The following is a 15,062-nucleotide window of genomic DNA, read 5'->3' as shown; positions in this document are numbered from 1 at the left end:
CGTATTAGTTATGGTCAAACCGCTATACTGGATACAGATCGCAATATAGCCCCGGCCAACTCTGGGGCTACATTGCTTTAAAGGGTAGAACTGACTCGTAACCCCTTTGCTTGGAGGAATCTGCAAGCAACCCGTTTAGAATGAATATTTTGCAGAGGGTATCAAGCTGTAACTCATTAAAAATAAAGGAGTTACACGCGGGTAATGGGGGGGGGGGAGGGGGCACCTCATAGAATCAATACCCGTACTGCTCCACCCGCCGCAGCAGCCCGAGCTTCCGCTCCGGAGGCAGAAAGCTGGCCTCCACCGCATTTGCCGCCAGCTCCCGCATCTGCTCGAGCGAAAACTCGAACCGGCTCTGCACCAGCACGTACTCTTCCAGCAGATTGCTCCCGAACATTGGAGGATCATCGGAGTTGATCGTCACCATCAGCCCCGAGTCAAAGTAATGCTTCACCGGATGCTCGTCGAAGCTCTTGCAACAGCCCGTCCGGATGTTGCTGGTCACATTCAGCTCCAGCGGAATCTGTCGCTCCGCCAGCACCTCCAGCAGCTCCGCATCATGTTGGGCGGACAAGGCATGGCCCACCCGCTCCGCCCCGATATTGATCGCCGCCCAGATGCTCTCAGGACCGATCGTCTCGCCCGCGTGAGCCGTCAGCCGCAGCCCCGCAGCCTTTGCCTCCGCATACGACTCCTTGAACAGATCCGCACTCCCCCGCGCCTCATCCCCGCCGATCCCGATCCCAACGATGCTCGGATACAGCCTCCGCAACTCAGCGGCCTTCCGAAACACCTTCACCGCCTCCTCCGCCCCGAAGTGCCGCACCGCATCGATCAGCCAGTAGACAGTAGTCCCAAAGTCCTTCTCAGCCCGAACCCGGCCCCGCTCGATCGCCTCGACGTAAGGCTCCACCTGCTGGTTCTTCCAGTAATAGATAATCCCGAACGAGATATACACCTCGGCATGCACCACACCCTGTGCCGCCAGATCCCGAACCATGTTGTAAGCAATCAACTCATAGTCGTCCGGTCCCACCAGACGGGCCGAAACCGCCTTGAACGAGTCCATAAATCCAAGAAAATTCTCATAGACATAGAGCTTCTTCGCCGCCTCACTCGTCAGCGGCTCCGCATCATGCCGCTTGCTCAACTCCAGCAAAGTATCCAGCTGAATCGTTCCCTCGAGATGCAGATGCAGCTCAACCTTCGGCAGCTTTCGCAGCCAGTCAACTACATCGATCTCAGCGTCTTGTTTCGTCTGTCTTCGCGCCATCTGTCTATCTTAGACTTCCTGGACCGACTTCTTGGCCCATCTCGTCAGCTCCAGCTTGTTGGCCAAGCTGCCTAAACCTTCGGCGTGTAGAACTCACTCCGCTTGCGACTGTAGAAGAAGTAAACCACCAACCCGATGATCAGCCACACAAAGAACCTCACCCACGTGATCGCCGGCAGTCCAGCCATCAACAGGATGCAGAACAGCACCGACAGAATAGGAATCACCGGCCCAAACGGCACGCGGAACCCGCGATGACGCTCCGGCTCTCTGTGCCTGAGGACAATGACCCCGATCGAAACCAGCACGAACGCGAACAACGTACCAATGTTCGACATCTCCGCGAACGTACCTACGTCAAACAGCCCCGCCGGAATCGCCACGAGCACGCCTGCAACCCACGTCGCGAACGCTGGCGTCCGGAACTTCGGATGCACCCTGCTGAAGACATCCGGCAGCAACCGGTCCCGCGACATGGCAAACCATACTCGCGCCTGACCCAGCTGAAACACCAGGATCGACGAGATCATGCCCACCAGAGCACCGATCAACACCGCCAGTTGCACCCAATGCAGCTTGTGCCCCCCTGGCGTCAGAGCCACTCGCTTCAGGGCATTCACCACCGGCGCAGCGTCTCCCGCCACCGACAGCCACGGCACCATGCCCGTCAGCACCACAGCAACACCAATGTAGAGAACCGTGCAGACCAACAGCGTTGCCAGGATTCCAATCGGCACATCGCGCCGGGGCTGCCTGCACTCCTCGCTGGCCGTCGAGACCGAATCAAACCCGATATACGTAAAGAATATGATCGACCCGCCCGCCAGGACACCCGACCACCCATTGGGCGAGAAGGGCGTGTAGTTCGCAGGGTGAATAAAGCTCAAACCGAAAAAGACGAACAGCAGGATCGCCGCGATCTTGACCAGCACCATAATGTTGTTGGTTCGCGCCGACTCCCGAATGCCGCGCACCAGCACAACCGTCAGGAGCAACACAATCAGAAACGCCGGAATGTTGAATCCAGCGTGCCATCCGCTGGCGTAGATGTCCTTACCCTGCAGGTCCTGCAGGCCGAGCGGCAGGTAAGCCGGCGACAACCACATGGGAGACAGCGGAATTCCGATCCAATCCAGCAGAGCCACCAAATGAGCCGCGAAGCCTACGCTCACGCTCATGTTGCTGAAGGCGTATTCGAGGATTAGGTCCCACCCAATCACCCAGGCGATCAACTCGCCCAACGTCGCATACGTATACGTGTACGCCGATCCCGCAATCGGAATCATCGACGCCAACTCTGCGTAGCAGAGCCCGGTTAACGCGCAGACGATAGCCACCAGCACCAGCGACAGAGCCAACGCTGGCCCGGCGCCGGGACGTCCCGCCACTGCGCCGCTTGTGTGGTGCAGCCACCCGACAATCAGGTCAACAATCGGCGAGCCCTTCCAGTCCGCAATCTTCGCAGGATTGCCACCAATCGCCGTGCCGATCACCGTAAAGATGCCTGAACCGATCACCGCGCCAATACCCAGCGCAGTTAGTGAAACGGGGCCCAGCGTCTTCTTCAACGCGTGCTCGGGCCTCTCCGATTCTGAGATCAGCTTGTCTATCGACTTAGTTGCAAAGATTTGCCTGGCCAGCGCGCTCGCTCCTGCTTACAGATGAATTGGTGCGGGGCGTTTCCGACTACACAATGCGATTTCAGAAGACTTCTACTTCAATGGAGGCCGGGGATCACGCGGCTCAACACTTTAGCGAGCGACCCCAGCAGGGGCTACCGCTTGCTTTGGCCGCGGGCTGCCTTCTTTACCTTTTGCTTGTTCTCGCCGCGGGCACCGGTGCGTGGACCCTTCGCTGGTGCGGCTTTGCGTGCTGCGCGCTTTACCTTCTTGCGCTCCTGTGTGTCGGTGATGCTCTTGGTGTTTGCCATGTATCTTTGCCAATCTTTCTTCTAGACGCGATTTTTCGAAACTTAGAGGCGCTCCAGCTGGGCAAACTTCTCAACCAACTTCTTTACGCCGTGCTGTTGGAATTGTACTGTAATCTTCGCGTCATCCCCATCGCCTTCGCGACGAAACACGGTGCCTTCCCCATACTTGGGATGCCTGACCCGCGAACCCTGCTTCAACCCGGTCTTCCCAGTCTGCTCCTGAACTTCAAGTTTTGGACGCGAAATCTTCTGTCCCCGTGCGGCGAAGAAGCTGGCAATGTTATCCATCGATTGCCCCAGCGGCGCGGTTTTGGCGGGGTATCCGGCGCGACGGTTCACACTGGGAAGCCCAGAAGGCCTTGCCGGAGCTCGCTCCCCGCTTTGATCTTCGTCTTCATAGCTGTAGTGTCGATCGCTCTGCTCGGTACTCGGACGGCCGAACCTGTTTGCCTTGGGATAGGGCGTCGCATACGTCCCACCATATCCCGAACTGTAATCTGATCCAGAGAACTGCGGTCGCGTCGGCGGACTTCCCAGATCTTCCACAAGTCGGCTGGGGACCTCTTCCAAAAATCGCGAAGCGATGCTCGATTCAGGCATGTCGCTTCCGTACCGCCGCCGATATCTGGCGCGAGTCATGATCAGCGTATCCATCGCCCTCGTCATGCCGACGTAGCAAAGGCGGCGCTCTTCTTCCAGCCCAGGTGGATCGGTCAGAGTTCGAGAGTTAGGGAACAGACCCTCTTCCATCCCACTCAAGAACACCAGCGGAAACTCCAAACCTTTGGCAGCATGCAACGTCATCAACGTTACTCTCGCCTCTTCGCTGTAACTATCTGCATCGCTGACCAGCGCGGCGTGATCCAGAAACTCATGCAGTGTTTCCCCACGCTCCTGTGCATCCTGGGCTGCGTTGGCAAGCTCCTTCAGGTTTTCGATCCGCGAGAAAGACTCCGGAGTAGCCTCTTCTTCCAGCGCTCGAATGTATCCACTCCGGTCGTTCAGAAACTTAATCAACTCCGGCAGCGTGGCAGCATCACCAGGTTTGCGGAACGCTGGCTTTTCGTCTGCCATCTTGATTTCAGCAGTTTTATCCACTGTTGTCTCTGCGGACTTCTTGAGTATCACCGGTGCAAATGGATTGAAACTCACTGAGTCGATTCCGTGTGCCGCATCCGAGTCTGAAGAGTTCTCCGCTGCGAGGGTGGAGATCTCTTCGCTCGGACCAAAGTCGAAGCCGAAGTTAAAACTTGTGTCGAACGAAGTATTCGCGCCCGTGTCCTCAGGTTCTGGATCACCAAACCCGAACGAAACATCCGCTTCAATGTCTTCAACGGTCTCGGAGCGCAGGAAAGTGTCATCGTCCTGTGCGACGTCCTCAGCTAGCTTCTCTGCAAAACCAGGGCCCAGCATTGCCCGCGCGTCTTCAATCAGCCGTCGGAAGCTACTCAGAGCCTGCAATGCTCGCGCAGGTAGCAGCTTATCTTCAATCGCGCGTCCGATCGCGTCCCACGTGCTCATGCCGCTTGACAGAGCCATACGCTCCAAGGTCTCCATTGTGGTCTTGCCAATTCCACGAGGAGGCGAATTCACCACTCTTCCCAGCGCGATCGAGTCATGCACATTCTGCACCAGCTTCAGGTAGCTCAGAATATCTTTCACCTCGGCGCGGTCATAAAAGCTGAATCCACCCACCATGTGGTACTGAATCTGGTATCGGCGCAGAGCCTCTTCGACGAGCCGCGACTGAGAGTTCGTTCGGTAGAGTACAGCGCATCTCGGTAGATCTACCTGCCCCCCTGCCTCACGCAGATACCGCTGAATGCGATCGGCAATAAACAGCGCTTCGTTCTCACCATCGGGGGCTTCGTAGTAGCCGATCAAGCTTCCACCCTCTCGCGTGGTGAACAGATTCTTGCCCTTCCGCTGTGTATTCTGTGCAACAACCGCTCCCGCGCCTTCCAGGATGACCTGCGTTGAACGGTAGTTCTGCTCAAGCCGGATCGTCTTGGTTGCAGGAAAGTCCTTCTCAAACTCCAATATGTTTTTGATGTCTGCGCCACGCCAGCTGTAGATCGACTGATCTTCGTCGCCAACCACGCAGACGTTGGAATCAGGTCCGGCCAGCAGTTTCATCAACTCATATTGAGGTCGGTTAGTGTCCTGGTACTCATCGATGAGAAGATATTTGTAGCGTCGGTTGTATCTTTCTCTAGTTTCCTCAGACGACTTCAGCAGACGGACAGTCTCGAGGAGTAGATCATCGAAGTCCAGAGCGTTCGCTTTAAATAACTCCTTCTTATAAATCTCAAAGAGGTGAGCAATCTTCTCCTCCATCGGGTTCGTGCTCGCAAGAAAATATTCCTGCGGGTCAATCATGTGGTTCTTCGCCCATGAGATTCGCCCAAGAGCAACACGTGGCTTCAAAGACTTGTCGTTAATTGCAAGCCGCTTCAGCGCCTGCTTCACTACCGCCTGCTGATCGGTCTCATCGTAGATTGCGAAGGTCTTGGTCAATCCAACGCCTCCTACGCGGAGCGCTTCAATATCTCGCCGCAGCACGCGGACACAAAAACTATGAAACGTGGCCAGCATTGGTTTAGCCAGACTGCTATGCCCCAGAATCTTATCGACCCGCTCGGCCATCTCTTTGGCGGCCTTATTCGTAAAGGTCACAGCGAGAATCGCGTCGGCCGGTACACCCCGTTCCTGAATTAAATAAGCAATGCGATGGGTAATGACGCGCGTCTTGCCAGATCCTGCTCCTGCCAGCAGCAGCACCGGCCCATCCACTGAGCGGATGCCTTCCTGTTGTTGCGGATTCATATTCTCTAAAAGTCGGCTCAACAGCACACACTCCAATACCTATTTTAAGCTCTCGGCTCTAACTCATTTTGCAACCCGCCAGAAAGCTGTCGATGTTCAGTCCGTTGTTCATTAGCGAACAGCTTGTCCACTGATGGACATTGGGGAATCAAATTAAGACTGGATGGTTAATTCGAAAACGAAATTGATTTTTTAGGGAACTGGCATCGTCTAACTTGCGTAACTCAATTCACGACGGGCTCCCTGATCCATGGCAGAGAACTTCAGTCGAAATCTTGAAGTATGGAGCGTAGTATGAAACGTCACAATCTCTTGACCGTCGCAGTCGTCGCTACCTCTCTTGTCGCAGTTCCGGCCATATATGCGGCTCCCACAAGCATCTCATCTCCCGTTCATGCCATGTTCGGCAAAACAAAGACCAGTGCGGTTAAACTGAATCTTCGCAATGATACCGGCACTTCTCTGCAGGTCCTGGTAGGGGATAAACCGATGACGCTCGAGCCCGGCAAATTGATTAACCTCGAGGTTCCAGTGGGAACACGTATCGTCGCCAATAGCGCCACACCAAACCACGCTGTAGGATCGCTCATCGAAGAGGTTATTAAAGATCATAACGGTGCCACGATCGCAATTCGTTAGAACGGGGGACGATATCAACTGAATGTCTCCAAGGCCGACCGCTACTATCAAATTCGGTCGGCCTGCAGTTTTCTACCCCTTCACTTGATTGATCAACATTCGGACCATCGACGTGAAGCGCTTGATATCCTCAGCAGTATGATTCGCAACGTCGCTGTCTTCTGTGCTTCCGCCAATGGCTTCCATTCTGCATACCGAGCAGCGGCCGAGGACCTCGGGCGTGCGCTTGCTGCCCGCAATATTGGCGTAATCTATGGAGGTGCAAACGTCGGCTTGATGGAAGCCGTTGCTGGGGCTGCCCTATCCGCCGAAGGCAAAGTCATAGGTGTTATTCCAGAGGTGCTCGTCGATCTCGAAGTAGCCCACCGCGGTATCACTGAACTTCACATCACAAGCACCATGCACACCCGTAAGGCGCTGATTGGAGAAAAAGCCGACGCGTTCATCGCGCTACCAGGAGGTTTTGGTACCTTTGAGGAACTCTTCGAAGTCCTCGCCTGGCACACCCTCAAGCTCCATGCAAAACCTATTCTCTTGCTCAATACGCACGGCTTCTACGACAGACTCCTCACCTTTCTTGATCACTGCGTAACCGAGGGGATGCTCAAGCCGAAGAACCGCCAACTCCTTCTCGTCGCGCAGACAGTTGAAGAGGCGCTTACCATGCTGCAGTTAGACGACCAAAGAGCGTCTGCAGATAAATTCGGCTGAGTCTCGACAGCTACGGAATCAACGACATCGTTCGCACAGTCTTCAATCTTTCCTCAATTCCATCCCATAAGGCGAGCCTTGCTCGGAGGGCGATCTCTGCGGCTTCTCCGGCCTCACCCCACTTCACGTTGTCATTCCCGCAGAGTTCAGCAATCATTCGCAGCGCCATCGGCCCATGTTCTTCGCCATCCACCTCGATATGCCGCTCCATATACCAGCGCATCAGTTCAAGCTTTCCACGTAGCTGTCCATTCTGGTCGCGAATGAAACCGCGAAACATATCAGGGATCAGGTCTTCACGGCCGAACGTAAACGCCGCCGCTATGGCATGCAGCTTGCCATCGTCAATGATCAAAAAGGTGTTTCGCACAAACCGTTGCGCGGCTTCGGGAGCGCCGCTCAACGCCAGTGCCGGTTTCCAGGGGGAGCCATCGTGCAAGCTGGCTATTAGCGCTTCAATTGCTGCTGTCGATGCCCCACACTCCCTCATCGCCCGCAAATATAGTTCGAAGTGACTCACGGTCTCCGTCCCGTACACGTCGCTTTCTTCGCCAAGCACGATCTCGTTTATCAGTCGGCGGCTCGCGGCATATTTGCTCGGAACCCACGGAACCTCTACGCAGGTAAGTCCACGTTGTAGAGTCTTCAGCAGCGACATGAAGTCCCAAACAGCAAAGACGTGCAGCTCCATAAAGACATGAAGGTCTTCTATGGTCTCGAACGATGTATACAACCTGTGGCTCGTCAAACGGTAATACAAGGGTCTTAACCGCTCAGTTAGTATCTGTAACTGCTCTGTCTGTTTCAAAATCATTGGCCCCTATAGTCCTCGCTTTGCCAAACAGCTTTCACAATGGCACACCCGTCGCAGATATTCCCAGGAGTAGATTCCACTTTCGTGTCCGTCATTCCACTTGAACTTCAGCGCATATTTGCCAACCGGTGTCACCTCCAGCGGTTTCACTGGAGCCTCATACATCTTCAGCAAAGTCTGACCTTTGGCTTTCGCTTCCCCCGGTAACCTGCCTGTCGTCTCCCGGTCTTCATGGCAAGTGGCGCACGGACACGCATTCCGCAACCACGCAAAGCTCCACACGCTTCGGTGCCCATCCTGCCACTCGATCTCAACGCCAGTTCCCTCGGTCTTCTTCACTCGCACCTTTACCGGAGTCACCGAACTCGCGGGCATCTGCTCGTGCTCCGTATCTTCCCGGCGCGCCTGCTCTGCATTAACAATACGAATTCCTTCATGACTCATCGCCCGTTCTCCTCATGCCGCTGTCACCGAATGACATCTTCAAGATCACTCACTCTGATACCGTGGTTAGCCATTTCTCCAGAAAAAATAAGCCGCCATCACGCATCCTGTAATCACAACGATCGTTCGCAGCACAATTGCATTCATTCGCCGAGCATACTGTGCTCCAACATATCCACCAACGCCGGCAAATATCATTGAGATCAGGCAGTAACGCCAGATGACTGCGCCACTCACTACAAACGTAACCACAGCGCAGAAGTTGGACAAACACGCCGCAAGCACCTTCAGTGAATTCAGCGCATTCATCTCTTCGACACCAAATAAAGCCAGCGCGCTCATAATCAAGAAGCCGGCGCCGGCGCCAAAGTACCCAATGTAAAAACATACCGGCAGCAACACAAAAAACAGCGGCTTCACCGCTGGGGATCTCTTGATATGAGGATCAGACGACCGCTTCCGCAGCCGCTGCGATACCGGACCACTGATTCCAAACAGCAGGGAAGCAACCAGCAGCAGCCAGGGCACCATATGCAGAAACGTGACCTGCCGGGTATTCAGCAATACAACAGCCCCGCTTACTCCGCCAAAAACTGAAGCCGCACAGACAACCGGCAAGAGTTCCCGTGTTAGGTCTCCACGTAACGCGGCAACTGATGTCAGTTGTCCCGGCCATAGCGCGACGGTGTTTGTCGCATTTGCCTGGATGGGAGCCACCCCAATGGATAGCATAGCCGGAAAGGATACGAACGACCCTCCACCAGCCATCGCATTCATAACGCCAGCGACAAGAGATGCTGTGACCAGCCAAACGTAATGCCAATGCGAACTGAAATTCGAGATCATCCATCTTCCATTGTATCGAGTCGCAGCTGGCCTGCTAATTCTGAGCCTCGACCCTCTTGCAGTTCACACGCTGCTCACATCTCCGGAGTCGCCGCAATCAAGCGGCGCGTATATTCTTCTCGTGGCGCATCACAAACCTGTTCGCACTCCCCTAACTCGACCAACCGCCCGCTTTGCATCACCGCCACTCTGTCGCACAAGTACCGCACCAGCGGAATAGAATGCGAGATAAATAGATACGTTAGGCCAAATTCTTTCTGTAGCTTCTGAAGCAAATTCACAACCTGCGCGCCCACGCTCACATCGAGCGCGCTCACTGGCTCATCCAACACCACAAACTCGGGCCTAAGTGCCAACGCGCGAGCAATATTAATTCTCTGTCGTTGCCCACCGCTGAACTCATGAGGAAACCGCTCCAGCGCCGACTCATCCAAGCCAACCGTCCGCAACATCTCGCTCAGCCGCGAGGCCAGCCCCGCAGGTGGTTTCTCACGGTTAATTTCAAATGGCTCGGTCAGAATCTGCTTCACTCGCATCCGCGGATTCAACGCCGCGTAGGGGTCTTGAAATACGATCTGCATCTGTCGTCGTATGCCTCGCATCTCCTGGGAAGTCATGGATAGGAGGTCCAGCTCTTTGTATCTAACTTGGCCAAGAGAAGGTTCTTCCAATCTCAGCAAAAGGCGTGCAACAGTGCTTTTTCCTGATCCGGATTCGCCGACCAATCCTAACGTCTCTCCCGTCCGAATGGAGAACGAAACGTCGTCCACCACTCGGCGTCCTTTTACGAACTCCTTTGTCAGCCCTCGAGCCTGCACCAACACCGTCTCATCCATAGGCATAGCCGGATGGTAGCATCCGGTATGCCAGCGAACTGGCATCTACAAATCGCATTGCGCGGACCGAGACTAAACCAATCAAAAATGCGGCCAGTGCGAGCTTTAGTGATGCGATGCGGCGAAAGCGTTAGTGTAGACGAACTGTGACCCGATGATCAGAAGCCAGACCCAAAGAGCGAATCGTAGAGGTCTCTTGGGTATCCAGCGCACGGTAGCTGTTCCTAGAGCAACGCCCGCAAGTCCTCCGAGGATCAAGTGCCGAAGAAGACTTGAGTCGGTCCCATGAAAGAAGCCATGGGCTCCACTACCGATCAGCGAGAGAAGAAAGCCAAAGACAATATCGGTTCCAACTACCTGCGCCGGTGCGAGAGAGGTCAAGCTGAGCAGCGCCGCAGTACCCAACGCTCCAGCTCCGGCAGAAGAGAATCCCACCTCAACCCCGAGGGGCAGCATTAGAAAAGGGAGCAGACGACTACGATCCTTCGGTAGTACTTCGGTTCGCGCTGGACGAAAGGAGAAAAAAATCTGCCAGAGTGCCGTTAGAACCAATATGCCGCCCAGAAGGCCGTTAAGCAGAAGTTGCGGGCCGTGGACGTCAAGATGACGTAGCGCGAGAGAGCCAATGAGCACCCCAGGCAACCCGCCGACGAGCATAAGACCGAGGACACGCCATGAAATCTGCCTGCGAGCGATCTGCGATGGCACCAGAACAAGTTTGACAACGGCGGAGAACATGAGTCCGGTGGCCACAGCCATTGGCGCAGGAACTCCAAGAAACAAGATGAGCAGCGGTGTTGTGATCGTGCCGGCGCCGACGCCGGTTAGAGCGATGAACACGGCGATAGTAAACCCGATAGCGTATTCCATGAGTCTTCCTTTCGGCGATCGTATTGACGCCGATCACCGGTTTGGAGCGGCCTGAATGTGAATGCCGCACTCGACCTTGCGGCCAGCCCACCGACCAGAGCGTGGGTCATTGGGATCTGTAGGAATTGAGGTGCAAGGCTTACAGCCGATGCTGGTATAGCCGACATCGTAGAGGGGCAGGAGCGGAATATCGTAGGAAACACATGCCTGCCAGATGTCCCGCGCCGTCCAGTCGGCGAAGGGGCTGAGCTTGCGAACAATGATGCCGCTCGGCAGTGTGAAGTCCGCAATCTCTTCAAGTGAAGTGCGGCTACGTGCCTGTTCCCGACGGAGACCGGTAAGCCAGATTCTGTAGCTGCCGACCGCAGAGAAAAGCGGCTCGACTTTGCGTAAGGCACAACAGCGGTCTGGTGCGGTCTGGTGGAGCAGTCCATGCTCAAGCTCCTGTTCCGTCACTGTTCGGGCTGGAAGAAGATTCGTAAGGTTCAGTTTCCAGTCGGCTGCAATCCGGTCGCGGTAGGCGTATGTCTCCGGAAAGTGATAGCCCGTGTCCAGAAAGAGAACTGGTATAGCCGACCACAGTTCTCGAGCGAGATAGAGGAGGAGAACATCCTCGGCTTGGAAGCTGCAGGTGAGGCAGGCATCACCTTCAATAGGTGTTTCTGGCAACTCTCGAACGAGAAGTTCGCGAACGTGCGCGAGTTTCGCATCAAGCATGGGCGACTGGAGCGTAGTCATTATCGGTTTCCTCCAGTAATGATGGCTTGAGCCTTGAGGAAACGAAGGAGATCATCAACGCCGGACAGAGCGGTCTGCCTTGCACCAAAACGAACTGCCGTTTCCTCAGACGTATCGTGAGTCAAGACGAGGGCTCCTGCAGTGGTAAGCGCGGCGATGGATTCCTCAGAGGGAAACTCGGGGCGAACGATGAACGCACCCCGAAGAAAGAGGACCCTTTCCGCCGTGTCGGCGAAGTCAGCTGGACCGAAGAGATGAATGTGCGCTCCAGAATGGCCCCAACGCTCGCGTCGGTCAGCCTCTGTCACTACGTTTGTCTTTTTGGTGATCGTTTCAGCGCCGACAAAACGGATCATCCCTGCAGCGACAGTCAAATTAGTTAGAGGATCAATTAAAACGAAGCTTCCTGTAGTGCGGTTGGTGGAGTAGTTGTCAACAAAGAGCGGCAGAACAGATTCAATCTCTACCAGGCCGATATCGTTGAATCTCAGCGTTTCGGCGGCGTTCCGTCCCAGGGTCTCTACGTCAAGGCGGTGTCGAATATCCGCGATCTGAACCTGAACGATCCTGCTGGTGTGCTTCAGTAAGTAGCGCCGTGCGAGGTCAAGAGGCTTCTCGTCCATCCAGACAAGGGAAGCTGTGAAGTTCTGTGTCGTAACCGCCGGAGATTCAGGAGCGACGATCAAGTCTCCTCTACTAATGTCCAGTTCGTCAGTAAGAGTAAGAGTTATAGATTGAGGAGTTTGTGCCTGTTCAAGATCGCCGTCGAAAGTAACGATGCTGCGCACGCAGGTGATTCGGCGGGAGGGCAGCACCATGACGGTGTCCCCAGGGCTGATTGTGCCTGCCGCAATCTGTCCGGAAAATCCACGAAAGTCCTGGTGAGGGCGAAGGACACGCTGGACCACGAAACGAAAAGGATGCGAAACTCCCGCCTCTACTGCTGGGACTGATTCAAGCAGTTTGAACAGCGAAGGTCCTTCGTACCAAGGCATGGCGACGGTTGGGCGAACGACATTATCGCCGGTCAGCGCGCTGACTGGAACAAAGTAGAGGTGCGGCGGACGGATATCGCCAAGTTCGTCAAAAAAAACAGTGAAGTCCGCGCGAATTGCGTCGAACACTTGCCTCTCGTAGCTCACAAGATCCATCTTGTTGACTGCCACGACGATGTGCCGAACACCCAGAAGCGCGGCGATGTAGGCGTGACGTCGAGACTGAATGAGCACACTCTTTCGCGCATCGACAAGAACGATGGCAAGCGAAGCAGTTGAAGCGCCGGTGGCCATATTGCGCGTGTACTGCTCGTGACCTGGTGTGTCAGCGATGATGAATTTGCGGTTGGCAGTGGAAAAATAACGATAGGCGACATCGATGGTTATCCCCTGCTCGCGCTCGGCACGGAGCCCGTCTGTTAGAAGAGCAAGATCGACACCATCCGCGCCCGTAGTGCCCTTGCCTGCAATCGAACGGACCTGATCTTCGTAGACACTTTGCGTGTCATAGAGTAATCGACCGATAAGTGTCGACTTCCCATCATCGACCGAACCGGCTGTGGCAAAGCGAAGCAGATCGCGGGCATGCTCATTCGCAAGAAAATTGGAGAGAGAAAACGTTGAGTCTTCTTCAAACTGTGCCTCCACATCAAACTTCAGAATGGATTCGCTGATAGGCATTAGAAATAACCCTCGCGCTTCTTAAGTTCCATTGACCCTTCCTGATCGTGGTCGATAACACGATGCGCGCGCTCCGACGAGCGGAAAGAAAGTAGCTCTTCGATAATCTTGGGCAGCGTGTCGGCGTCCGAGCGGATTGCTCCGGTGCACGGACTGCACCCAAGGGAACGTAGCCTGGAGAGCACCATCTGCGGTTGTTCCCCACGCCGCGCAACAAAGCTCTGTTCAATCGGAAGAAGCACATCTCCGCGAACATACATCGGCCGCTCTCTGGCGAAGTAAAGATCCACGATGGGAATGTCTTCCTGCAGGATGTACTGCCAGACGTCCATCTCAGTCCAGTTCGAGAGCGGAAAGACACGGATGGACTCCCCCGGGTGAATCCGCGAGTTATAGAGATTCCAGAGCTCAGGACGCTGAGCCTTCGGGTCCCATTGGCCAGCTTTATCGCGAAAAGAATAAATCCGTTCCTTGGCGCGAGACTTCTCTTCATCGCGACGGGCACCACCAAACGCGGCATCGAAGCCATAATGATTCAGGCCGTCGAGCAACGCCTGTGTTTTGAGAAGGCCACAGCACCGCTTGGTGTCGAGCGCGATCGGATTCGTGCCCGAAGCAATGGCAGTCTCGTTACGCCAGACAAGAAGTTCAGCTCCAACTTCAGCTGCCATGCGATCACGAAACTCGATCATCTCGCGGAATTTAAACCCCGTATCGATATGAAGAAGCGGGAACGGAATTGGAGCGGGAAAGAAGGCTTTTTGTGCAAGCCGCAACATCACAGACGAGTCTTTCCCGATGGAGTAGAGCATGACGGGGCGTTCAAACTCGGACGCGACCTCGCGAAGGATATGAATGCTCTCGGCTTCGAGAAGCTGTAGATGCGTAAGTGCCGGTGCGGCCAATACCATGACGGACTCCAGAGGGAGTTTCGAATGCAACTTGCCCAAGCGCAAGCTCGGAGAAAGAATCTGAGAAACAGTTTTTCGAGTGGGAAGACTAGCGCGTGAGTTGACATGCCTGCTCGACGTTGAAAGGACAACAACAACGGAGCTGGCATGAGATGCGCATTTCTCTTTTCAGAGTAGCAAAGCGCAGAGGCTGAGGCAAATCTTGATCAGTCGGTTCGGGTCATCCAATAAAGACCGCGGCCCTAAGTTGATAAACAAAGGTGCTTTCCGGCTACCTGACTTAAGGCGGAAGACCGTAAGAGTCTTGCTCACTCAAAGCGAGACTGCGATCCGGTTGAATAAAAAACTCTGTGCTACTATTCGGTTTATGGCTCTGACCTTCCACTATGCCGTTACTGGCTGTCGTTGTTGTGAAGCAGGTCTGCGCCTCTCGCCGTCGCGAAACTAGTCTCCTCTAAAGCAGAACTCACGTCGACCAGTATCAGAGCGGGTCATCGTTCATTCAGGGATTCAATGTACTCAAGAATTTCAAGGCAGTTCCGGCA

General features: G+C 54.9%; 14 protein-coding genes. 2 read left to right on the top strand and 12 right to left on the bottom strand.

The window, feature by feature from the left end:
- Positions 1–235: 235 nt before the first annotated feature.
- From add to RBB75_RS10335, 4 genes are all read right to left on the bottom strand, one after another.
- Positions 236–1,276, bottom strand: coding sequence for an adenosine deaminase (gene add, locus RBB75_RS10350; protein ID WP_179636515.1), 1,041 nt, complete (start codon positions 1,274–1,276; stop codon positions 236–238).
- A gap of 71 nt (positions 1,277–1,347) precedes the next feature.
- Positions 1,348–2,904: an amino acid permease gene (locus RBB75_RS10345; protein WP_434557154.1), complete on the bottom strand. Its 1,557-nt coding sequence runs from the start codon at positions 2,902–2,904 to the stop codon at positions 1,348–1,350.
- 146 nt (positions 2,905–3,050) lie between these two features.
- Positions 3,051–3,206: a hypothetical protein gene (locus RBB75_RS10340; protein WP_179636514.1), complete on the bottom strand. Its 156-nt coding sequence runs from the start codon at positions 3,204–3,206 to the stop codon at positions 3,051–3,053.
- 42 nt (positions 3,207–3,248) lie between these two features.
- Positions 3,249–6,053, bottom strand: coding sequence for an ATP-dependent helicase (locus RBB75_RS10335; protein WP_353068036.1), 2,805 nt, complete (start codon positions 6,051–6,053; stop codon positions 3,249–3,251).
- Positions 6,054–6,326: 273 nt separating this feature from the next.
- On the opposite strand from RBB75_RS10335, the gene RBB75_RS10330 reads away from it, so the two are divergent.
- Both RBB75_RS10330 and RBB75_RS10325 read left to right on the top strand, forming a co-directional pair.
- Positions 6,327–6,671: a hypothetical protein gene (locus RBB75_RS10330; RefSeq protein ID WP_179636513.1), complete on the top strand. Its 345-nt coding sequence runs from the start codon at positions 6,327–6,329 to the stop codon at positions 6,669–6,671.
- 84 nt (positions 6,672–6,755) lie between these two features.
- Entirely contained in the window at positions 6,756–7,382 is a 627-nt protein-coding gene (locus RBB75_RS10325) for a TIGR00730 family Rossman fold protein (protein ID WP_353068035.1), read from the top strand.
- 10 nt (positions 7,383–7,392) lie between these two features.
- On the opposite strand, the gene RBB75_RS10320 is transcribed toward RBB75_RS10325, so the two are convergent.
- From RBB75_RS10320 to cysD, 8 genes are all read right to left on the bottom strand, one after another.
- A complete protein-coding gene (locus tag RBB75_RS10320) occupies positions 7,393–8,196 on the bottom strand; it encodes a DUF3050 domain-containing protein (RefSeq protein WP_179636511.1) in 804 nt (267 codons plus the stop codon).
- A gap of 6 nt (positions 8,197–8,202) precedes the next feature.
- Positions 8,203–8,640 (bottom strand): gamma-butyrobetaine hydroxylase-like domain-containing protein, encoded by a 438-nt coding sequence (locus tag RBB75_RS10315; RefSeq protein ID WP_179636510.1) that lies wholly within the window; start codon positions 8,638–8,640, stop codon positions 8,203–8,205.
- Between the two features lie 66 nt (positions 8,641–8,706).
- Positions 8,707–9,486: a sulfite exporter TauE/SafE family protein gene (locus RBB75_RS10310; RefSeq protein WP_179636509.1), complete on the bottom strand. Its 780-nt coding sequence runs from the start codon at positions 9,484–9,486 to the stop codon at positions 8,707–8,709.
- A 74-nt stretch (positions 9,487–9,560) separates the two neighbouring features.
- A complete protein-coding gene (locus RBB75_RS10305; protein WP_179636508.1) occupies positions 9,561–10,322 on the bottom strand; it encodes an ATP-binding cassette domain-containing protein in 762 nt (253 codons plus the stop codon).
- 105 nt (positions 10,323–10,427) lie between these two features.
- On the bottom strand, positions 10,428–11,192 hold the full coding sequence (locus RBB75_RS10300) for a sulfite exporter TauE/SafE family protein (RefSeq protein WP_179636507.1): 765 nt from the start codon (positions 11,190–11,192) through the stop codon (positions 10,428–10,430).
- 33 nt (positions 11,193–11,225) lie between these two features.
- Entirely contained in the window at positions 11,226–11,930 is a 705-nt protein-coding gene (locus RBB75_RS10295; RefSeq protein ID WP_218884464.1) for a phosphoadenylyl-sulfate reductase, read from the bottom strand.
- On the bottom strand, positions 11,930–13,606 hold the full coding sequence (gene cysN / locus RBB75_RS10290; RefSeq protein ID WP_179636506.1) for a sulfate adenylyltransferase subunit CysN: 1,677 nt from the start codon (positions 13,604–13,606) through the stop codon (positions 11,930–11,932). The genes RBB75_RS10295 and cysN overlap by 1 nt, the downstream gene beginning before the upstream one ends.
- Positions 13,606–14,517 (bottom strand): sulfate adenylyltransferase subunit CysD, encoded by a 912-nt coding sequence (cysD, locus tag RBB75_RS10285; protein WP_179636505.1) that lies wholly within the window; start codon positions 14,515–14,517, stop codon positions 13,606–13,608. The genes cysN and cysD overlap by 1 nt, the downstream gene beginning before the upstream one ends.
- Between the last annotated feature and the right edge of the window lie 545 nt (positions 14,518–15,062).

The organism is Tunturibacter empetritectus, assembly GCF_040358985.1.
Taxonomy (GTDB): domain Bacteria; phylum Acidobacteriota; class Terriglobia; order Terriglobales; family Acidobacteriaceae; genus Edaphobacter; species Edaphobacter empetritectus.
Note: the sequence above shows the minus strand (reverse complement) of the source record. Positions and strands in the feature narration are given on the sequence as shown.

Excerpts from the sequence above, each read along its gene's own strand:
- RBB75_RS10330 (WP_179636513.1), top strand. The coding sequence starts at position 6,327 with ATGAAACGTCACAATCTCTTGACCGTCGCAGTCGTCGCTACCTCTCTT.
- RBB75_RS10300 (WP_179636507.1), bottom strand. The coding sequence starts at position 11,192 with ATGGAATACGCTATCGGGTTTACTATCGCCGTGTTCATCGCTCTAACC.
- RBB75_RS10340 (WP_179636514.1), bottom strand. The coding sequence starts at position 3,206 with ATGGCAAACACCAAGAGCATCACCGACACACAGGAGCGCAAGAAGGTA.
- RBB75_RS10310 (WP_179636509.1), bottom strand. The coding sequence starts at position 9,486 with ATGATCTCGAATTTCAGTTCGCATTGGCATTACGTTTGGCTGGTCACA.
- add (WP_179636515.1), bottom strand. The coding sequence starts at position 1,276 with ATGGCGCGAAGACAGACGAAACAAGACGCTGAGATCGATGTAGTTGAC.
- cysD (WP_179636505.1), bottom strand. The coding sequence starts at position 14,517 with ATGGTATTGGCCGCACCGGCACTTACGCATCTACAGCTTCTCGAAGCC.
- RBB75_RS10305 (WP_179636508.1), bottom strand. The coding sequence starts at position 10,322 with ATGGATGAGACGGTGTTGGTGCAGGCTCGAGGGCTGACAAAGGAGTTC.
- RBB75_RS10315 (WP_179636510.1), bottom strand. The coding sequence starts at position 8,640 with ATGAGTCATGAAGGAATTCGTATTGTTAATGCAGAGCAGGCGCGCCGG.
- cysN (WP_179636506.1), bottom strand. The coding sequence starts at position 13,606 with ATGCCTATCAGCGAATCCATTCTGAAGTTTGATGTGGAGGCACAGTTT.
- RBB75_RS10295 (WP_218884464.1), bottom strand. The coding sequence starts at position 11,930 with ATGACTACGCTCCAGTCGCCCATGCTTGATGCGAAACTCGCGCACGTT.
- RBB75_RS10320 (WP_179636511.1), bottom strand. The coding sequence starts at position 8,196 with ATGATTTTGAAACAGACAGAGCAGTTACAGATACTAACTGAGCGGTTA.